Here is an 18,757-nt window from a genome sequence, read left to right on the forward strand (position 1 = left end):
AACCTGAGCGAGGTTCCGGTCATCACCCCGTGCCGGCGTCGTGAGAGCCCCGCCATGACCGACCACCCGTCTGCGCCCCGCCGCTCCGCGCCGCCGCCGATGCTGGTCGGCGAAGACGGCCTCCGCGTCGACAACCGGCTGCTGATCCCCACCCACGGCAAGACGCCGACGCAACCGCCGTCCGGCCTGATCTGGGACCTCAGCGGCGAGACCCTGGGCGCGATCTGGAACGTGCGGCTCGCTCCGCCGGCCGATCTCGACCGCGCCGATTGCCAGATCGCGATCGAGGAGGAACTGAAGCGGATCATCCTCCTGTTCAGCCATGAGGAGCCGCGCTCGGAGCTGTCGCGTCTCAACGCCGCCCCGCCGGGTTTCTGGGCTGTGTCGGAGCCCTTCTGGTCGCTGCTCAACACGGCGCTTGATCTGGCCGACGACACCAATGGCGCCTTCGATCCAACCTTGGGCGCGCTCGTCGAGCTGTGGGGCCACGGTCCGCCGGGGTCCGCGCCCGGGCTTCCGTCCGGGGACGAGATCGCGGCCGCCCTCGCCCTGAGCGGCTGGGGGCGCCTGCGCCTCAACCGGGACGCCCGGGCCGTCCAGCAGCTGGGCGGCGTCAAGCTCGACCTGTCGGGCGCCGTCCGCGGCCATGCCGTCGACCGGATCTCCGACCGGCTGACCGCCATGGGCGCCACACATCACCTCGTCGGGATTGGCGGCGAGCTGCGCGGCGCAGGCGTCAAGCCGGGCGGCCATCCATGGTGGGCGCCGCTGCCGCAGCCGGCGGGCGGGCGCGCGCCCCGCACGGCCGCCGCCCTCTTCGACATGGCCATGGCCACGTCAGGCGGCGGCAACCGCCTCATCGACGGCCACACCGGCCGACCGGTCGACGACGAAGTCGTCTCCGTCACCGTGCTCGCCGACACCGCCCTGTACGCCGACGCCATGACCACCGCCCTGGTCGTCATGGGCCCTGCTGAGGGTCCCGCCTTCGCCGAGGCCATGAACATCGCCGCCGCCTTCGCGGTTCGCGGCGAAGACGGCCTGCTCGAGACGGTCACCCCCGCCTTCGTCGCCATGTTGAAGGAGGGAGCCTGACCGGCGCCCGGACCGGGCCTCGGCCGCCGGCCCGGGGGACGGTCTCAGACCTCGGTCCAGCGCCGAAGCAGGTTGTGATAGACGGCGGTCAGCTCCAGCACCGCCGGATCCTTCGGCCCCTTGTCGGCGTTGACCCGCTGGATCGCCACGTCCATCCGGAACAGCGTCTCCCGGTCGGCGTCGTCCCGCACAAGGCTTTGAATCCAGAAGAAACTCGCCACCCGACGGCCGCGCGTCACCGGCGTCACCCGGTGCAGGCTCTTGGACGGATACAGCACCAGGTCCCCGGCCGGCAGCTTGACCGACTGCGGTCCGTACATCTCCTCGATGACCAGTTCGCCGCCGTCGTAGTCCCCCCGCTCCGACAGGAACAGCGTCGCCGACAGGTCGCTGCGGATCCGCACGGCCCCGCGCTGCCGGATGGCGTTGTCGACGTGGGTTCCGAAATGCTCCCCGCCCTCATAGGCGTTGAACAGCGGCGGGAAGACCGTGTGCGGCAGGGCCGCCGACACGAACATCGGATTTGCGTTCAGGGCCTGCACGACCAGGGCGCCGACCTCGCGCGCCTCGACCGAGTCCTCAGGCAGTTGCCGGTTGACCTTGGCGGTCGCGGACTGGTGACCCGAGGTGACGTTGCCGTCGACCCACGCCCCGCCGTCCAGTCGCGATCGCAGGGTCGCGACCTCGTCCTTCGAGAAGACGCCGGGGATGTGGAGCAGCATGGCCCGACCTAGTAGCGCAGATTCAGCGTCAGGATAGCCTGCCGCGCCGGCGCCACGTCGGCGTGGTGCACGCCGTTGGTGCGCAGGATGTATTCCTCGTCGCCCGCGTTCTGGATGTTCAGCTGCAGCGCAGCGGTCTCGGTCAGGTCGTAGGAGGCGAACAGGTCGACCCGCGTCCAGGCCGGCGCATAGACCCGGTTGGCGCCGCCTCCGGCTCCGCCCTGGTTGCCGCCGAAGCTGTCCGACACATGGTAGAGCCCGCCGCCGAGGCTCAGTTTCGGCGTCACCCGGTAGGTGCTGAACAGGCTGAAGGTGTGCTCCGGCGTATTGGCCAGCGGATCGCCGACGTTGACGCTGTCATAGGCGCCGGACACCAGTTCGGACTCCATCCAGGTGTAGCCGCCGAACACCTGCCAGGCCCGGGTGATGTTGCCCGACACGCCGAGCTCGATCCCCTTCACCTCGGCCTCGCCGGCCTGTTCGAAGACCCCGGGGGAGACCTGGATCGCGGCGTTCTCGCGCTTCAGCAGGAAGGCCGCGGCCGACAGGGCCAGACGGTCGCCGAACAGGTTGGCCTTGGCCCCGACTTCGAAGCTTTCGGTCTCTTCAGGATCGAGCAACTCGCCGGACAGATTTCCCGTGCCCGAGCCCCCGGCGCCGTTCTGGTCGCCGCCCGAGACCGTCGGCGGCGTGGAAGACGTCGCCCATGAGGCGTAGACGCTGCTGTCCTCCGTGGGCTTGTAGACCAGGCCGACCTGGTAGTTGACGAAGTCCCAGGATCCCTGTTCGGCGACCGGGACCGTCGCGCCGCGCGGCAGGACCGTCCCGTCCACATCGTAGCGGTCGTGGCGCAGGCCCAGGTTCAACACCCAGTGCTCGTCGAACCGGATGGAATCGAAGGCGTACAGACCAAGGGTGTTGGTGTTGGCGTGGATTTCGGCGCCACGGGTGATGGTCCCCGCCCACGGATCGGCAGGGTCGGGATCGTAGACCCGCGTGCAGTCGAAGCCGGTCAGGGGCGCGGGGCAGGCGGAGCCGCTGGTGGTCACCACATCATAGGAGGCGTTGCGGTTGATCTCGCGGCTGAACTCGACCCCGGCGTCGAAATTATGGGTCATCCCGCCCGCGTCGACGCTGCCGTACAGGTCGATGACGTTGGCGAAGGTCTCGGCCGGATTCCAGCGCGACTTGGTCGCCCGTTTCATCCAGTACTCCCCGCCGACCAGCACCACGCCGCCGGTATCGATGCGGCCGCCGTCGCCCGGATTGGTGACGACATAGTCGTTCAGGGTCTCGGAGTAGCGGGTGACGTTGCGGATCGACAGATGGCTGTTGATCCGGTGCTCCAGTTCGAGGGTCAGGCTATCGACCTCGTTGGTCAGATAGTCCCGCGCCGTCAGGCCGTAGAAGCTGTCGTAAGGTACATCCAGCACGCCGCTGTCGGTGGTCCGCACCCCGATCTTGGTGAACAACGGGATGCCGTAGTCCGGCATCTGGTCGCTGGTCAGGTGGTAATATCCGAGCGTCGCGGTGGTGTCCGTGCCCAGCCCCGCCGCCAGAGACAGGCCGAGGCCCCATTTGTCGAAATCCACGGCCTCGCGACCGGGGACGTCGCCCTGCGATCCCATCAGGTTCAATCGCAGGCCGGCGGTGTCTCCGAGGCTCCAGTTCTGGTCGATCGTGCCGCGCAGGTAGCCGTCCGTCCCGACGCCGAGGCCCAGACGGGTGAAATCGGTCAGCCGCGGCGCCTTGGAGCTCAGATTGATGCTGCCGCCGCCCGAACCGCGCCCGGAATAGACCGCGTCGGGCCCCTTGATGACCTCGACCTGTTCGAGGTTGAACACCTCGCGCTGCTGGCCGCCCGGGTCGCGGATGCCATCCACGAAGATGTTGTTGCCCGAAGACTGTCCCCGGATGAACGGACGGTCGGCCAGCGGCTGGCCGCCTTCGCCCGCCCCAAAGGTGATGCCCGGCGAGGTGCGCAGGATGTCCTGCAGCGAGGTGGCCGCCGTTTGCTCGATGATCTGCTGGGGGATGATGGTCACGGATCGCGGCGTATCGACCAGCGGCGCCACGAACTCGGTCGATTGCGGCTCCCGTCGGGCGGGCTGCCCGTGAACGGTCAGCGTGCCGAGATTGGTCGCATCCTGCGGATCGATCCCGTCGGGGCCCGGATCCGCCAGCGCCGGTCCCGCCATCAGCATTCCCGCGGCGCTGGAGGCGAACAGGAGGGCGCGCAGGGCTTCGGGACCGGAAAGCGACATGGGGGAGGGGCCTTGGCTTGATATTGCGATGCGCTCGCATTATCAGCTTGAGCGGTCCGCGCAAGCGTTTTGCGACTTATTCGCAATCCATTACGGTTTACGCCCGCTTCATGACACTGCGGTAGACGCGAGGGATGCGCAGTCCGCTTGCGTTCCTTTCCGCGCTGTTTTCCTCCGCCCCCGACCGGACGGTTGTGGGCGACCATGACGCGCGCCTGACGCATATGGCCCTGCACGATCAGGAGACCGGGCTGGGCAACCGCCTGGCCCTTGAGCGGCTCGCCGCCGGGGGAGACCCCATCTACGTCGTCCTGTTCGGCATCGACCGCTTCGAGGTGCTGCGCAACGCCATCGGCTACGATTCCATGGCCCGCCTGCTGACCACCGTCGGTCATCGCCTGTCAGCCCTCAGCGGCGGCGCCCAGGTCGCCCGGGTCGGCGCGAGCGTCCTGGGGCTGCTGCTGCATGCCGATGATGACGACCAGGCGGTGCAGACCGCCGCCCGCCTCTGCGACGCCGCCCAGACGCCGGTGATCCTCAACGGCGCCCCGGTCGACATCGCCCTCACCGCAGGGCTCGCTCGCACCGGCTTGGCCAACCGGACGGTGGCCTCGCCTGTCGACCGCGCCTCGATCGCGGTCGACCAGGCCCGCGCCGCCCACCGCCGGGCCATGGGGTTCGACGCGGTCCGCTACGGCGATCCTGCCGGAAATCTGTCGCTGATCAGCGAACTGATGGCCGCCCTGGACAACGGCGAGTTCTCGCTGAACTACCAGCCGAAATACGATTTCCGCGCCGAGGGGGTGACGGCGGTGGAGGCGCTGGCCCGCTGGACCCATCCCCGGCGGGGCTGCGTCTCGCCCGACGTCTTCGTGGTCATGGCCGAAGAGACGGGGCACATCCGGCCGCTCACCGAATGGGTCATCCACCAGGCCATCCACGATCAGGGCGAACTGCGCCGCGCCGGCCACGACCTGATGGTTTCAGTCAATGTTTCGGGTCGCCTGCTGTCCGACGAAAGCTTCGCCGACTTCGCCCTGGCCGCCGTCAAGGCGTCTGACGCCCGGCTGTGCTTCGAGATCACCGAGACGGCCGTGGTCGGAAATCCCGAGGCGGCCCTGCGCATCCTCGACCGGTTCGCCGAGGCCGGCATCTGCGTCTCGCTGGACGACTACGGCTCCGGCCTGTCGTCGCTGACCTATCTGAAGCAGATCCGCGCCGACGAACTGAAGATCGACAAGAGCTTCGTGCTCGGGCTCGACGACTCCGCCCGCGACGCCCTTCTGGTCAAGTCGACCATCGACCTCGCCCACGGCCTGGGCATGAAGGTCACCGCCGAGGGGGTCGAGACCCCGACCGCCCTGGCCCTGCTGCGCGGCATGGGCTGCGACATGGCCCAAGGCTATCTGATCGGTCGTCCGGTCTCGCTCCCGGCCCTGTTCGAGCGTCTGGGCGGAGCCCCGCACGGAGCGGGCGTCGCCGCCGCCTGAGGCCAGTCAGACCGCTGCCACCGCTTTCATCGGCGTCGACAGATCCGCAAGTTTCGCCTTGTCCACCGGCGTGCCCTTCAGGATCATCATCCGCCCGCCCATGAACTCGGCCGGCGCGTTGACCGCCTCGACGCTGAGGATCCGGTCGCCCTTCAGGTGGAAGACGGCGAAGGCGGCCGAGGCCGGGTCGCCCCGCACCACCTGCCGGTCGGCGCCCTCGGCGAGGCCGGCGATCTGCAGCTTCACATCGTACTGGTCCGACCAGAACCACGGAACCTCGGGGGCCGGCGCCGGCCGTCCGGTGATCGCCGCCGCCGCCTGCTTGGCCTGCTCCAGCGCATTGGGCACGCTCTCCAGCCGATGCCGTCGTCCGCCGTGCACCGGCACCGGCCGGGAGGTCACGTCGCCGATGGCCCAGATCGCGGGATCCGAGGTCCGCCCCGCCTCGTCCACCACGACCCCGTTCTCGCAGGTCAGGCCCGCCGTTCCGGCCAGCTGATCGCACGCCTGGGCCCCGACCCCGACCAGGACGGCATCCGCCTCGATCAAGGCGCCGTCCGCCAGACGCACCCCGGCCGGCTCGAAGCCGGTCACCTCGGCCGAGGTCAGCACCTCCACCCCGTGATCGCGATGATAGCGGGTGAAGAACTCCGACAGCACCGGCGAGGCCACCCGCGCCAGCACCCGGTCCATCCGCTCGATGATTACCGCCTCGGCCCCCAGCGCGCGCGCCGACGCCGCCGCCTCCAGCCCGACATAGCCGCCCCCGACCACCGCCAGCCGCCGCCCCGGCCCCAGCGCCGCCTTCAGCTTCTCCGCGTCCGCCAGCGTCCGCAGTTCCAGCAGATCCGGCCGGTCCGCGCCCGGCAGGCTCAGCTTCCGCGCCGTCGACCCGGTCGCCAGGATCAGGGCGTCATACGGCTCGACCGTCCCGTCGGCGAAGCTCACGGTCTTCGCCGCGGCGTCGACGGCCGTCGCGGTCACGCCCAGCCGCAGCTCGATTCCGTGCTCGGCGTAGAATTCCTCCGGGCGCAGCAGCAGCGCCTCCAGATCGGCCTCGCCCTTCAGCCACGCCTTCGACAGCGGCGGCCGCTGGTACGGCGGCGCCGGCTCCTCGCCGGCCAGCACGATCGGCCCCTCATGCCCGTACTGCCGCAGCAACGCCGCCGCCGTCCCGCCCGCATGCCCCGCGCCGATGATCAGAACCTTGGTCATGGGATGCAGATAGAGGGGGCGGGTGAGCGAGGGAATAGGCAGCAGGCAGCAGGCAGCAGGACCCGGCCCACCTGGCTCCGCCGGAACAGCCGCCAGCCTCCCTGCTGCCTGCTGCCTGCTGCCTGTTGCCTGTTGCCTCCCCTTGACCGTTCCACTGTTACAGCATAGTGGAACACTCATGACCGACACCCTCCCCCGCAACGCCGCCGCCACGGCGCGCAGCCGCGTCGCCCTCTACGACGCCCTGCTGTCGCTGAAGACGCGCGACGAGGTCGACGCCTTCCTCGCCGACCTGTGCACCCCGGCCGAGGTTCGCGCCTTCGCCGAGCGCTGGGATGTCGCCCGCCTGCTCGACGCCGGCGGCAAGTCGTATCGCGAGATCGCCGCCGAGGCCCAGGCCAGCCCGACCACCGTCGTGCGCGTCGCCCGCTTCCTCAAGGAAATGCCGCACCAGGGCTACCGCCTCGTGCTGGACCGCCTCAAAACCTGAGTTGAAATCATGAGCACCGTTCAGGGGCGGCTGCGTATCGCCGTCCAGAAATCCGGCCGTCTGGCCGACCGCAGCCTCGACCTCGTCCGCGACGCCGGCCTGCGCGTGATCAAGGGCAACAACGACCTGCTCTATCGGGTCGAGAACTACCCCATCGACCTGCTGCGCGTCCGCGACGACGACATCCCGACCTTCGTCGCCGACGGCGTCTGCGACCTCGGCATCGTCGGCGAGAACGTGCTGGAGGAGGCGCGCAACGGCGGCCCGGTCGCCGAGGTGGTCATGCCGCTCGGTTTCGGCCGCTGCACCCTGAAGATCGCCGTGCCGCAGACCCTCGCCTACGACAGCCCCGCGTCCCTCGAAGGCCAGCGCATCGCCACCTCCTACCCCCGCATCCTCCGCCGCTTCCTCGATGAGCGGAACGTTCGCGCCGACATCGTCACCATGCGCGGCGCCGTCGAGGTCGCGCCCCGGCTGAAGCTGGCCTCCGCCATCTGCGATCTCGTCTCCACCGGCGCGACGCTGGAGGCCAACGGTCTCGGCGCGAAGGAGACCGTACTCGAGAGCCAGGCCGTGCTGATTCGCTCGCCCGTCGCGCCGGAACCGGGCCTCCAGCACCTGCTCGACAGCATCATCGAGCGGATGAGCGGCGTGGTGTCCTCGCAGGGCGCCAAATACGTCATGCTCAACGCCCCCCGCTCGGCGCTGGAGCGGATCACCGCCATCCTGCCGGGGGCCGGCTCGCCGACCGTCATGCCCCTGTCCGGCCGCGACGACGCCGTCGCCGTCCACGCCGTCTGCCAGGAGGCGGTGTTCTGGGAGACGCTGGAGACGCTCAAGGCCGCCGGCGCCTCGGCCATTCTCGTCCTCCCCATCGAGAAGATGATGTGATGCGCCTCATCGACTGGAGCACGCTCGACGCGCAGGGCCGGCTGGACGCCCTCGCCCGCCCCGTCCGCCGCAGCGAAGCGCGCGTCACCGACGTCGTGCGCGAGATCTTCGACGACGTGCAGGCGCGCGGCGGCGCCGCCGTCGCGGACTGGAGCCTGAAGCTCGACGGCTTCACCCCCCGTCGCATCGCCGTCACGCCGGAGGCCGTCGCCGCCGCCCGCGACGCCCTGCCGCCGACCGCCACCCGCTCGCTGCGTATCGCCGCCGAGAACATCCGCGTCTTCCATCATGCCACCCGGCCCGAGGACACCCCCTTCTTCGAGACCACCCCCGGCGTCCGCTCGCGGCTCGTCTGGCGGCCGATCGGCGCGGCGGGCCTCTACGTCCCCGGCGGGACCGCCCCCTTGGTCTCCTCCCTGCTGATGCTGGCCATTCCGGCCGAAGTCGCCGGCGTGCGTCAGCGCGTCGTCGTCACCCCGCCCGCGAAGGACGGCGGGGTCCGCCCGGCCATGATCTACGCCGCCGCAGAGGCCGGTCTCGACGCCCTGTGGCTGATCGGCGGCGCCCAGGCCATCGCGGCCCTGACCTTCGGCGCGACCTTCGACGACGGTGCGATCGAGCCCGTCGACAAGCTGTTCGGCCCCGGCAACGCCTGGGTGGCCGAGGCCAAGAAACAGGCCGCCGCCCTCCCTCGCGGCCCCGCCGTCGACATGCCCGCCGGCCCCTCCGAACTGCTGGTCATCGCCGACCGCGACGCCGACCCGAAGATCGCCGCCGCCGACCTGCTCAGCCAGGCGGAACACGACGCCGACGCCCAAGTCGTTCTCGTCTCCGAAAGCCGCGCCAACATCGCCGCCATCCTCGCCGAGGTGGAGCGCCAGCTGGGGACCCTGCCCCGCGCCGACATCGCCCGCGCCTCCCTCGCCGGAGGCTGCGCCATCCGCGTCCGCGACATCGCCGAAGCCTGCGAGATCGCCAACCTCTACGCCCCCGAACACCTGGCCCTGCAGACGGTCGACGCCGAAGCGCTCGTTGACCGCATCACCGCCGCCGGCGCGGTCTTCGTCGGCCCCTACGCCGCCGAGACCCTGGGCGACTACGCCGCCGGCCCCAGCCACGTCCTCCCCACCGACGGCGCCGCCCGCACCTTCGGCGGCATCACCACGGCCAGCTTCATGACCTCGATGTCAGTGCAGAGCGTCACCGAGGCCGGCGCCCGCACCCTCGCCCCCGTCGCCGCCCACCTCGCCCGCCTCGAAGGCCTCGAGGCCCACGCCCGCGCCGCCGACCTGAGGCGCGGCGGATGATCACCAACCTCCCCGCCCCCTTCGCCCCGCTGGTCGCCGGCGGCGACGGCCTCGACCGCTACCCGACCGAGCCCCGCGCCCTCGCCGCCCGCATGGCCGAGGTCTACGGCGTGCCGGCTGAAAACGTCCTGCCAGTCCGCGGGCTGACTCACGGGCTGGAGCTCGTCTTCCGCCTTGCCGCCCGCGATGGCCTCGGCGTCCAGGCGCCCGACGCCGAACCTTATCGTTCCCTCGCCGCGCTCTACGCGAGGACCGACGCCCGCACTGAGCCGGGCGCTGTCATCGTGCGCGCCCTCGGCTCGCCCGAGGCCTTTGCGGAGATGGCCGCCCGCCTCGCCCCGACCCTGCTGGTCATCGACGAGGGCTTGGCCGAGTTCGCCGACGCCCCTTCCGCCGCTGCGCTCCTCGGCGAGCACCCGAACCTCGTCGTCCTGCGCAGCCTGTCGCTCGCCTATGGCCTCGCCGGCGCCCGCGTCGGCGCGGCTCTGGGGCAGCCCGAAACCCTCGCCCGGCTGGCCGCCGTCCTCGAGCCCTACGCCCTGCCCGAGGTCTCCGTCCGTCTGGCCCTGCAGGCGCTCGACCCCTCGCGGATGATGGAAACGCGCCAGCGGCTCGCCCTCGTCCGCTTCGAACGGGAGCGGCTGACGAAGGCGCTCTCCCGCGCCATCCCGATCGAACCCGGCTTCGGCCCGGTCATCATGGCCCGGCCCTCGGACCCCGAGGCCGTGCGGACCGATCTCGCGCGCTTCGGCGTGGCGGCCGACCTGTCGGGCGACCGCCTGCGCCTACCCGTCTCCGCCCGCGCCGAGGTCAACGACCGCCTGCTCGCCGCCCTCAATCTCGCCCCGGCCGCGTCCCGCCCCCACCGCACCGGCCAGTCGATCCGCGACACGAAGGAGACCCGCCTCGTCTGCGCCGTTGATCTCGACGCCCCCGGCCCGGTCGCCATCGCTACCGGCGTCGGCTTCTTCGATCACATGCTGGAGCAGGTCGCGGCCCACGGCGGCTTCTCCCTCCGCCTGTCGTGCGAGGGCGACCTGCACACCGACCCGCACCACTCCATCGAGGACTCGGCCATCGCCCTCGGCCAGGCCCTGAAACAGGCGCTCGGCGAACGTCGCGGCATCGCCCGCTACGGCTTCGTCCTGCCCATGGACGAGGCCGAGGCGGCCGTCTCCATCGACCTGTCCGGCCGCCCCTTCCCCGTGTTCCAGGGGACCTTCGCCACTCCCTTCATCGGCGATTACCGCACCGACCTGACCGCCCACGTGTTCCGCTCGCTCGCCGAACACCTCGGCGCCGCCATCCACGTCTCGGTCACCGGCGACGACGACCACCACAAGACCGAGGCCGTCTACAAGGCCTTCGGCCGCGCCCTGCGCCAGGCCATCCGCATCGAGGGCGACGCCGTGCCGAGCACAAAGGGGGTGCTGTGAGCGCGGTTACCGTCGTCTCCTGTGGCGCCGGCAACGTCGCGTCGGTGCAGTTCGCGCTCGAGCGGCTGGGCGCCACCGTCCGCCTGACCGCGGATCCGGCCGAGGTGGCCGCCGCCGACCGCCTGATCCTCCCGGGCGTCGGCGCCGCCGGCTACGCCATGGCGCGCCTGTCCGAACTCGGCCTCGTCGAGCCGATCCGCGCCTTTGCCCGCCCCCTGCTCGGCGTCTGTCTCGGCCAGCAACTGCTGTTCGAAGCCAGCGAGGAAGGCGGCGGCGTGGACATGCTCGGCCTCATTCCCGGCGCTGTGCGTCGCCTGGAGCCGGACGCGGATCGCCCGGTCCCGCACATGGGCTGGTCGAAGCTGGCCATCACCCGCCCGGACCCGCTGCTCGAAGGCCTCAACGACGGCGCCTATGCCTTTTTCGTGCACAGCTACGTCTGCCCCGACGGCGAGGCGACCCTGGCCAGCGCCGACTATGGCGTCCCGATCCCGGCCGTCGTCCGCAGCGCCAATCGCTGGGGCTGCCAGTTTCACCCGGAGCGGTCCGCCGCCGCCGGAGCCCGCATCCTCGGCAACTTCCTGGACCTCAGCGCATGATCGTCTACCCCGCCATCGACCTGCGCGGCGGCGTCTGCGTGCGCCTGATGCACGGCCGCTTCGACGCCGTGACCCGCTATGACGACGACCCCGCCGCCCGCCTCGCCGCCTTCCGCGCCGCCGGGGCCGACTGGGCCCACATCGTCGATCTCGACGGGGCCGAGGCGGGCCGCGCCATGCAGCACGCCCTGATCGGCGAGCTCACCGCGGCCATCGACATCCGCATTCAGTCCGGCGGCGGCGTCCGCTCCGCCGACGACGTGCAGCGCCTCCTCGACGCCGGCGTCAGCCGGGTGGTCATCGGCTCCCTCGCCGTCTCCGATCCCGGGGCGGTCTCCGGCTGGCTGGACCGGTTCGGCCCCGACCGCATCACCCTCGCCATCGACGTCAAGGCCGACGGCGACCGCTACATCCCGGCGCTCAAGGGCTGGACCGAGGCCGCCGACATCGACCTTTGGGCCGCCCTCGACCGCTATCCGCCCGGCGTGGCGAAACACTTGCTGGTCACCGACGTCGGCCGCGACGGGGCTCTGACCGGCCCCAACCTCGATCTGCTGGCCGAGATCCACCGGCGTCGTCCAGACCTGTGGCTGCAGGCCTCCGGCGGCGTCGCCGGCGTCTCCGACCTGACCGGCGCCCGCTCCGTCGGCGCTTCCGGCGCCATCGTCGGCCGCGCCCTCTACGAAGGCCGCTTCAAACTGCAACAGGCCCTGGAAGCCGCCCGCGCATGACCGCCCGCCGCATCATGCCCTGCCTCGACGTCAAGGACGGCCGCGTCGTCAAGGGCGTGCGGTTCGAGGGCCACGTCGACATGGGCGACGCCGCCGACCTCGCCGCCCGCTACCGCGACCAGGGCGCTGACGAACTGGTCTTCTACGACATCACCGCCAGCCCGGAGGGCCGCACCCTCGACTACGGCTGGGTCCGGGATATCGCCCGCCTGCTCGACATCCCGTTCAGCGTCGCCGGCGGCATCCGCTCGGTCGAACAGGCCGGCCGCTGCCTCGACCACGGCGCCGACAAGGTCTCGATCAACTCCCCCGCGCTGGAGCGCCCGGAGCTGATCTCCGACCTCGCCGCCCGCTTCGGCGCCCAGTGCGTCGTCGTCGGCGTCGACTCGAAGCGCGCGGCCGACGACTGGTTCGTCCACCAGTACACCGGCGACCCCACGGCCAGCCGCGGCGCCGGCCGTCGCACCCTCGACTGGATCGTCGAGGCGCAGGACCGCGGGGCGGGCGAAATCGTCCTCAACTGCATGGACGAAGACGGCGTCCGCGCCGGCTACGATATCGCCCAGCTCTCCGCCGCCCGCGCCCGCCTGACCGTTCCGCTGGTCGCCTCCGGTGGGGCCGGCGCGGCCTCGCACTTCGTCGACGTCTTCCAGCAGGCCGGCGTCTCCGGCGCCCTCGCCGCCAGCGTCTTCCACACCGGTTCGCTGACCATCCCGGACCTGAAGGCGTTCCTCATCAACGGCGGCGTGGAGATACGGCCATGATCGATCCCTCCACCCTCGACTTCGCCAAGGGCGACGGCCTGATCCCCGTCGTCGTCCAGGACGCCGCCACCCTCCAAGTGCTGACCCTGGCCTACATGGACCGCGCCGCCCTCGACGAGACGATCGCCTCCGGCGAGGCGACCTTCTTCTCCCGCTCGCGCGGCGGCCGCTGGCGCAAGGGCGAGACCTCGGGCGACCGGCTGCATGTCGTCTCCCTCACCCCCGACTGCGACGCCGACGCCCTCGTGCTCAAGGTCCGCCCCGTCGGGAACGCCTGCCACTTGAACCGGATCAGCTGCTTCGGCGACGAGGACGCCCCCGGCCTCGGCCGCCTCGCCCGGCTGGAGCAGACCATCGCCGCCCGCGCCGCGGCCGACCCGACCGAAAGCTGGACCGCCCGCCTGCTCGCCGAGGGCCCCAAACGCGCCGCCCAGAAGGTTGGCGAGGAGGGCGTCGAGACCGCGCTCGCCGGCGCGGCCGGACCGGATTCGGAACTCGCCTCCGAGGCCGCGGATTTGATCTACCATCTGCTGGTGCTGCTGCGCGCCCGTCACATGGTGTTTCAGGACGTCCTCGATGTCTTGGCGCAACGCGTGGAAGCGGCCAGACCAAATCCCGGTCAAGCTGGGACCTGAACCTGAGGAGACGGCATGGCGGCCCTGGTGCTGTTCGGCGGCGGCGGCGATCTGGCGATGCGCATGCTGCTGCCCTCGCTCTACTTCCTCGAGCACGACGGCCTGCTGCCCGACGGCCTCAAGATCATCGGCGCCGCCCGCTCCGACGAGAGCCGCGACGACTACGTCGCCAAGGTCCGCCAGTCCGTCGAAGCCAAGGCGAAGGCCGACGACGCTTGGGCCGGCGACGCCTGGGCCCGGATGGAGGCCCGGCTCGACTACCTCGCCGTCGATGCGACCAGCGCCGAAAGCCTCAAGCCGCTCAAGGACAAGGTCGGCGACGGCGCCTGCACCTCCTTCCTCGCCGTCTCGCCCTCGCTCTACGCCCGCATCGTCACCGCGATGCGCGCCGCCGGCCTGGCCGAGGCCGAGGACCGCGTCGTTCTGGAAAAGCCGGTCGGCCGCGACCTCGAGACCTTCCGCCAGATCGACGACGCCGTCGCCGACGCCTTCTCCGAGCACCAGGTCTTCCGCATCGACCACTACCTCGGCAAGGAGACGGTCCAGAACCTGATCGCCCTGCGTTTCGGCAACACCATCTTCGAGCCGCTGTGGAACAACCTGTCGATCGACCACGTCCAGATCACCGTCGGCGAGACCGTCGGGGTCGGCGACCGCTGGCCGTATTACGACGAGTACGGCGCCCTGCGGGACATGCTGCAGAACCACATGCTGCAGCTGCTCTGCCTCGTGGCCATGGAGCCGCCGTCCGACCTCGATCCCGACTCCGTCCGCAACGAGAAGGTCAAGGTCCTGCGCTCGCTGCGACCCATCACCCATGAAGAGGCCGAGCGCGTCACGGTGCGCGGCCAGTACGTCGCCGGAACCGTGGAGGGCCAACCCGTCCCCGGCTACGACGAGGAGCGCGGCGCCGAGTCCGACACCGAGACCTTCGTCGCCGTCCGCGCCGACATCGACAACTGGCGCTGGGCCGGCGTGCCCTTCTTCATGCGCACCGGCAAACGCCTGCCCGAGAAACGCACCGAGATCGTCATCCAGTTCAAGTCGGTGCCGCACTCGATCTTCGGCCAGGGTGAGCGCGGTTCCATCGAGGCCAATCGCCTGGTGATCGAACTCCAGCCCGAGGAGGACATTTCCCTCTCGGTGATGAACAAGCAGCCCGGCCTCGACCAGCGCATGCAGCTCCAGCCCATCCGCATGAGCCTGTCCTGGGGCCAGAACGACCGGGAGGCCCGGCCGCCGCGCCGCCGCATCGCCTACGAGCGGCTGCTGCTCGACGCTCTGCACGGCGACTCCACCCTGTTCGTGCGCCGCGACGAGGCCGAGCAGGCGTGGAAATGGGTCGACGAGGTCTCCGAGGCCTGGGAGGGCGCGGCCTTCAAACCGCACGACTACGCCGCCGGAACCTGGGGCCCCGAGGCCGCCGACCTGCTGCTGTCCCGCACCGGCCGCGAATGGAATTCCGGCGATGCCTGAGATCGAGACCTTTCCGAACGCCGAGGCCTGGGCCGCCGCCTGCGCGCTCCGCCTGGCCGACACCCTGTCCGCCGCCCTCGCCGAGACCGGCCAGGCCGTGTTCGCCGGCGCCGGCGGCTCCACCCCGTCGCCGATCTACGCCCGTCTCTCAGAGGCGCCGCTCGACTGGTCGAAGGTCGTCGTCACCCTGGTGGACGAGCGTTACGTCCCGGAATCCTCATCCGACTCCAACGCCGCCCTGATCAAGCGCACCCTGCTGACCGGCCCCGCGGCGGCCGCCCGCTTCATCCCCCTGTACAGCCCGCAGGTGACCATCGACCGCGCCGCCGCCGTCGCCGCCCACGCCCTTGCGGCCGAGGGCGGGCGCATCGACGCAGCCCTTCTCGGCATGGGCGAGGATGGCCATATCTGCTCCATGTTCCCCGGAAATCCCGCCCTCAAGTCGCTGCTCAGCCCGGCGCTGCGCCCCACCGTGTTCGGCGTCGCCGCCGGCCGCGACGGCATGCCGCCCTCGCTCGAGCGGCTGTCCATCAACATCCCCTACCTGACCGGCGCCCGCCGCGTCGTCCTCGCCCTGACCGGGGCGAAGAAGCGCGAGGTCTTCGAGCAGGAGGCCGCCGGCGATCCGAACACCCATCCGATCGCCGCCCTGATCGCCCACGGCGCCCCGCTCGAAGTGCTCTGGACGGAGGCCGCCTGATGCCGACCCTGAACCCCGTCGTCGCAGAGGTCACCGCCCGCATCGTCGAGCGCTCCCGCGCCACCCGTTCCGACTACCTGCGCCGCATGGACGCCGCCGCCGCCTCGGGCGTGGCCCGCGCCAAGCTCAGCTGCGCCAACTGGGCCCACGCCTTCGCCGGCCAGCCGGTGCGCGACAAGCTGGTCGCCATGGGCGGCCAGCAGCCCAACGTCGGCATCGTCACCGCCTACAACGACATGCTCTCGGCCCATACGCCGTTCGAGCGCTTCCCCCCGATCATCCGCGAGGCGGTGCGCGAGGCGGGCGCGACGGCGCAGGTCGCCGGCGGCACCCCCGCCATGTGCGACGGCGTCACCCAGGGCCGGCCCGGCATGGAGCTGTCGCTGTTCAGCCGCGACGTCATCGCCTTGTCCACCGGCGTGGCCCTGACCCACGACGCCTTCGACTCCGTCATCTGTCTCGGCGTCTGCGACAAGATCGTGCCCGGCCTGTTCATGGGCTCGCTGGCCTTCGGCCACCTGCCCGTCGTCTTCGCCCCCGCCGGCCCCATGCCCAGCGGCATTCCCAACGCCGAGAAGGCCCGCATCCGCGGCCTCTACGCCCAGAACAAGGTCGACCGGAAGACGCTGCTCGAAAGCGAGATCGGCTCCTACCACTCGCCCGGCACCTGCACCTTCTACGGCACCGCCAACTCCAACCAGATGATGATGGAGTTGGCCGGGCTGCACATGCCCTCGACCGCCTTCGTGCACCCGGAGACCGGCCTGCGCGACGCCCTCACCGCCGCCGCCGCGAAACAGGCCGTCACCCTCGCCCGCGAGGGCCGGGGCCGCATGGCCGACGTCGTCGACGAGAAGTCCGTGGTCAACATGATCGTCGCCCTGCTGGCCACCGGCGGATCGACCAACCACGCCATCCACCTCGTGGCCATGGCCCGAGCGGCCGGCGTGCTGATCGACTGGACCGACATGGACCAGCTGTCGTCGGTCACCCCCCTGCTCGCCCGGGTCTATCCCAACGGCTCGGCCGATGTGAACGCCTTCCAGGCCGCCGGCGGCGTCGCCTTCGTGGCCCGCGAGCTGGCCGGGCACGGCCACATCCACACCGACGTCCAGACCATCATGGGCCCCGGCATCCACCATTATTTCCAGGAGCCGTCGCTGGTCGACGGCGAGCTGGTCTGGCGCGACGGCGTCAGCGAAAGTCTCGACACCGACATCCTGCGTCCCGCCTCCGATCCGTTCGACCGCGAGGGCGGGCTGCGCCTGGTCCAGGGCGATCTCGGCCGCGCCGTCATCAAGGTGTCGGCGGTCAAGCCGGAGAACCGCATCGTCGAGGCGCCCGCCGCCGTCTTCGAGACCCAGGAGGACGCCCTGCAGGCCTTCAAGGACGGCAGGCTCGACCGCGACGTCGTCGTGGTCCTCCGCTTCCAGGGCCCGAAGGCCAACGGCATGCCCGAACTGCACAGCCTCTCCCCGGCCCTCGGGGTCCTGCTCGACAAGGGCTTCAAGGTGGCCTTCGTCACCGACGGCCGCATGTCCGGCGCCTCGGGCAAGACGCCCGCCGCCATCCACGTCTCGCCCGAGGCCTTGGCCGGCGGCATGCTGGCCCGCGTCCGCGACGGCGACATCATCCGGCTCGATCCGGACGCCGGCGTCCTGACCACGGTCGGCGTCGACCTGTCGAGCCGCGTCCCCGCCACCCGCTCGGCCGAACACGCCGGCGGCTCGGCCTGGGGCTACGGCCGCGAGCTGTTCAGCGCCTTCCGCCACGTCGTCTCGACGGCCGAGGAGGGCGCCTCGGTCTGTTTCGCCCTGCCCGTCGGCGGCTCGACATGGAATGACAGCCAGCCCGATCCGAACCTCAACGACCGCGCGGTCGACGCATGACGGCCCCTCAAGCAGAGAGCCGCCGCGCGGCGAACGACAGGGCAGACATCCGATGACCATCGCCTGGGACAAGACGCTGCTCGTGGGCGACGTCGGCGGCACCAACGCCCGCTTCGCCATCGCCCACATGATCGACGGCAAGCCGGTGCTCGAACACCACCAGAGCTTCAAGGGCGCGGACCACCCGACCTTTCTCGGCGGGGTGAAGGCCTACCTCGACGGCTGCGAGGTCAAGCCGACCTCGGGCGTCATCGCCGTCGCCGGCCCGGTCACCGACGGCGCCATCGACCTGACCAACTCACCCTGGCGGGTCTCGGAGCAGGAACTGGGCGCGCTGGGCCTCGACCCGGTGCGCCTGATCAACGATTTCGAGGCCCTCGCCTGGGGTGCGCCGGTCGTGCCGCGGGACGAACTCGCCTCGCTCGGCGGGCCCGAAGAGGGCGACCCGGCCTCCGCCATCGCCGTTCTCGGCCCCGGCACCGGCTTCGGCGTCTCGGCCCTGATCCGCGATTTCCACGGCCGCGAGATGGCCATGCCGTCCGAGGGCGGCCACGCCTGTTTCGCGCCCGGCGATCCGATCGAGGACGAGATCCTGCGGATCCTGCGCCGCCGCTACGACCGCGTCTCAATCGAGCGACTGATCTGCGGCCCCGGCCTGCTCAACATGCACCGCGCCCTGGCCGAGATCGACGGCCGCGAAACCCACATCGACGATCCGGCCCAGATCACGGACGAGGCCCTGGCCGATCCGCGCAGCGCCTGTGGGGCCACCCTGGCGCGCTTCTGCGCCATTCTCGGCGCCGTCGCCGGCGACATCGCCCTGACCACCGGCGCGCGCGGCGGCGTCTATATCGCCGGCGGCATCGCGCCGCGCATCCTGCCCTTCCTGCAGGCCAGCCCCTTCCGCGAGCGCTTCGAGCGCAAGGGCCGGTTCACCGACTACATGGCCGCCATCCCGACCCACGTCATCCTGCACAAGCACGCGGCCCTGCTCGGCGCGGCGCGGGTGGCCTTCGCCGAAGCCGGCTAAGTCGGGAGTCTCACGGATCGGTC

The 18,757-nt window shown here is 71.1% G+C and carries 17 protein-coding genes; 14 read left to right on the forward strand and 3 right to left on the reverse strand.

Annotation, left to right across the window (positions count from 1 at the left end; genetic code table 11):
* The first annotated feature begins 54 nt into the window (after positions 1 to 54).
* Positions 55 to 1,095, forward strand: coding sequence for an FAD:protein FMN transferase (locus tag VEA98_RS03275; protein ID WP_324811048.1), 1,041 nt, complete (start codon positions 55 to 57; stop codon positions 1,093 to 1,095).
* A 44-nt stretch (positions 1,096 to 1,139) separates the two neighbouring features.
* On the opposite strand, the gene VEA98_RS03280 is transcribed toward VEA98_RS03275, so the two are convergent.
* Together VEA98_RS03280 and VEA98_RS03285 are read right to left on the reverse strand one after the other, a co-directional pair.
* Positions 1,140 to 1,817 (reverse strand): Fe2+-dependent dioxygenase, encoded by a 678-nt coding sequence (locus VEA98_RS03280; protein WP_324811049.1) that lies wholly within the window; start codon positions 1,815 to 1,817, stop codon positions 1,140 to 1,142.
* Between the two features lie 8 nt (positions 1,818 to 1,825).
* Positions 1,826 to 4,081 carry a TonB-dependent siderophore receptor gene (locus VEA98_RS03285; RefSeq protein ID WP_324811050.1) on the reverse strand — a complete coding sequence of 752 codons (2,256 nt, stop codon included), beginning with the start codon at positions 4,079 to 4,081 and terminating at the stop codon, positions 1,826 to 1,828.
* A 224-nt stretch (positions 4,082 to 4,305) separates the two neighbouring features.
* Here VEA98_RS03285 and VEA98_RS03290 point away from each other — a divergent pair, with 224 nt between their 5' ends.
* Positions 4,306 to 5,571 (forward strand): GGDEF domain-containing phosphodiesterase, encoded by a 1,266-nt coding sequence (locus tag VEA98_RS03290; RefSeq protein ID WP_324811051.1) that lies wholly within the window; start codon positions 4,306 to 4,308, stop codon positions 5,569 to 5,571.
* A 6-nt stretch (positions 5,572 to 5,577) separates the two neighbouring features.
* On the opposite strand, the gene VEA98_RS03295 is transcribed toward VEA98_RS03290, so the two are convergent.
* Complete coding sequence (locus VEA98_RS03295; RefSeq protein WP_324811052.1) at positions 5,578 to 6,786, reverse strand: NAD(P)/FAD-dependent oxidoreductase; 1,209 nt, start codon at positions 6,784 to 6,786, stop codon at positions 5,578 to 5,580.
* Between the two features lie 178 nt (positions 6,787 to 6,964).
* Between VEA98_RS03295 and VEA98_RS03300 the strand changes: the two genes are divergently transcribed.
* The 12 genes from VEA98_RS03300 to glk are packed head-to-tail and all read left to right on the forward strand — an operon-like array spanning position 6,965 to position 18,734.
* Positions 6,965 to 7,276, forward strand: a complete 312-nt coding sequence (locus VEA98_RS03300) for a YerC/YecD family TrpR-related protein (protein WP_324811053.1) — start codon at positions 6,965 to 6,967, stop codon at positions 7,274 to 7,276.
* A gap of 9 nt (positions 7,277 to 7,285) precedes the next feature.
* On the forward strand, positions 7,286 to 8,167 hold the full coding sequence (gene hisG, locus VEA98_RS03305; protein WP_324811054.1) for an ATP phosphoribosyltransferase: 882 nt from the start codon (positions 7,286 to 7,288) through the stop codon (positions 8,165 to 8,167).
* Entirely contained in the window at positions 8,167 to 9,474 is a 1,308-nt protein-coding gene (hisD, locus tag VEA98_RS03310; RefSeq protein ID WP_324811055.1) for a histidinol dehydrogenase, read from the forward strand. Before hisG ends, hisD begins: the two co-directional genes overlap by 1 nt.
* Positions 9,471 to 10,910, forward strand: a complete 1,440-nt coding sequence (gene hisB, locus VEA98_RS03315) for an imidazoleglycerol-phosphate dehydratase HisB (RefSeq protein ID WP_324811056.1) — start codon at positions 9,471 to 9,473, stop codon at positions 10,908 to 10,910. The genes hisD and hisB overlap by 4 nt, the downstream gene beginning before the upstream one ends.
* Entirely contained in the window at positions 10,907 to 11,509 is a 603-nt protein-coding gene (gene hisH, locus VEA98_RS03320) for an imidazole glycerol phosphate synthase subunit HisH (RefSeq protein WP_324811057.1), read from the forward strand. Before hisB ends, hisH begins: the two co-directional genes overlap by 4 nt.
* Positions 11,506 to 12,240, forward strand: coding sequence for a 1-(5-phosphoribosyl)-5-[(5-phosphoribosylamino)methylideneamino] imidazole-4-carboxamide isomerase (locus tag VEA98_RS03325; RefSeq protein ID WP_324811058.1), 735 nt, complete (start codon positions 11,506 to 11,508; stop codon positions 12,238 to 12,240). The genes hisH and VEA98_RS03325 overlap by 4 nt, the downstream gene beginning before the upstream one ends.
* Positions 12,237 to 13,004 (forward strand): imidazole glycerol phosphate synthase subunit HisF, encoded by a 768-nt coding sequence (hisF, locus tag VEA98_RS03330; protein ID WP_324811059.1) that lies wholly within the window; start codon positions 12,237 to 12,239, stop codon positions 13,002 to 13,004. Before VEA98_RS03325 ends, hisF begins: the two co-directional genes overlap by 4 nt.
* The gene (hisIE, locus tag VEA98_RS03335) at positions 13,001 to 13,639 is read left to right on the forward strand and encodes a bifunctional phosphoribosyl-AMP cyclohydrolase/phosphoribosyl-ATP diphosphatase HisIE (protein ID WP_324811060.1); all 639 of its coding nucleotides are present in this window, start codon (positions 13,001 to 13,003) and stop codon (positions 13,637 to 13,639) included. The genes hisF and hisIE overlap by 4 nt, the downstream gene beginning before the upstream one ends.
* Positions 13,640 to 13,654: 15 nt before the next feature.
* A complete protein-coding gene (gene zwf / locus VEA98_RS03340; RefSeq protein WP_324811061.1) occupies positions 13,655 to 15,115 on the forward strand; it encodes a glucose-6-phosphate dehydrogenase in 1,461 nt (486 codons plus the stop codon).
* Positions 15,108 to 15,815, forward strand: coding sequence for a 6-phosphogluconolactonase (gene pgl, locus VEA98_RS03345; RefSeq protein ID WP_324811062.1), 708 nt, complete (start codon positions 15,108 to 15,110; stop codon positions 15,813 to 15,815). The genes zwf and pgl overlap by 8 nt, the downstream gene beginning before the upstream one ends.
* On the forward strand, positions 15,815 to 17,704 hold the full coding sequence (gene edd / locus VEA98_RS03350; RefSeq protein WP_324811063.1) for a phosphogluconate dehydratase: 1,890 nt from the start codon (positions 15,815 to 15,817) through the stop codon (positions 17,702 to 17,704). The genes pgl and edd overlap by 1 nt, the downstream gene beginning before the upstream one ends.
* Before the next feature lie 52 nt (positions 17,705 to 17,756).
* Positions 17,757 to 18,734, forward strand: coding sequence for a glucokinase (gene glk, locus VEA98_RS03355; RefSeq protein ID WP_324811064.1), 978 nt, complete (start codon positions 17,757 to 17,759; stop codon positions 18,732 to 18,734).
* Positions 18,735 to 18,757 lie beyond the last annotated feature (23 nt).

It is taken from the genome of Brevundimonas sp., from assembly GCF_035627055.1.
In the GTDB taxonomy this organism is placed as follows: Bacteria; Pseudomonadota; Alphaproteobacteria; order Caulobacterales; family Caulobacteraceae; genus Brevundimonas.

What these genes read in the sequence shown, in the direction of transcription:
- VEA98_RS03275 (WP_324811048.1), top strand. Translation starts at nt 55, where the DNA reads ATGACCGACCACCCGTCTGCGCCCCGCCGCTCCGCGCCGCCGCCGATG.
- VEA98_RS03280 (WP_324811049.1), bottom strand. Translation starts at nt 1,817, where the DNA reads ATGCTGCTCCACATCCCCGGCGTCTTCTCGAAGGACGAGGTCGCGACC.
- VEA98_RS03285 (WP_324811050.1), bottom strand. Translation starts at nt 4,081, where the DNA reads ATGTCGCTTTCCGGTCCCGAAGCCCTGCGCGCCCTCCTGTTCGCCTCC.
- VEA98_RS03290 (WP_324811051.1), top strand. Translation starts at nt 4,306, where the DNA reads ATGGCCCTGCACGATCAGGAGACCGGGCTGGGCAACCGCCTGGCCCTT.
- VEA98_RS03295 (WP_324811052.1), bottom strand. Translation starts at nt 6,786, where the DNA reads ATGACCAAGGTTCTGATCATCGGCGCGGGGCATGCGGGCGGGACGGCG.
- VEA98_RS03300 (WP_324811053.1), top strand. Translation starts at nt 6,965, where the DNA reads ATGACCGACACCCTCCCCCGCAACGCCGCCGCCACGGCGCGCAGCCGC.
- hisG (WP_324811054.1), top strand. Translation starts at nt 7,286, where the DNA reads ATGAGCACCGTTCAGGGGCGGCTGCGTATCGCCGTCCAGAAATCCGGC.
- hisD (WP_324811055.1), top strand. Translation starts at nt 8,167, where the DNA reads ATGCGCCTCATCGACTGGAGCACGCTCGACGCGCAGGGCCGGCTGGAC.
- hisB (WP_324811056.1), top strand. Translation starts at nt 9,471, where the DNA reads ATGATCACCAACCTCCCCGCCCCCTTCGCCCCGCTGGTCGCCGGCGGC.
- VEA98_RS03325 (WP_324811058.1), top strand. Translation starts at nt 11,506, where the DNA reads ATGATCGTCTACCCCGCCATCGACCTGCGCGGCGGCGTCTGCGTGCGC.
- hisF (WP_324811059.1), top strand. Translation starts at nt 12,237, where the DNA reads ATGACCGCCCGCCGCATCATGCCCTGCCTCGACGTCAAGGACGGCCGC.
- hisIE (WP_324811060.1), top strand. Translation starts at nt 13,001, where the DNA reads ATGATCGATCCCTCCACCCTCGACTTCGCCAAGGGCGACGGCCTGATC.
- zwf (WP_324811061.1), top strand. Translation starts at nt 13,655, where the DNA reads ATGGCGGCCCTGGTGCTGTTCGGCGGCGGCGGCGATCTGGCGATGCGC.
- pgl (WP_324811062.1), top strand. Translation starts at nt 15,108, where the DNA reads ATGCCTGAGATCGAGACCTTTCCGAACGCCGAGGCCTGGGCCGCCGCC.
- edd (WP_324811063.1), top strand. Translation starts at nt 15,815, where the DNA reads ATGCCGACCCTGAACCCCGTCGTCGCAGAGGTCACCGCCCGCATCGTC.
- glk (WP_324811064.1), top strand. Translation starts at nt 17,757, where the DNA reads ATGACCATCGCCTGGGACAAGACGCTGCTCGTGGGCGACGTCGGCGGC.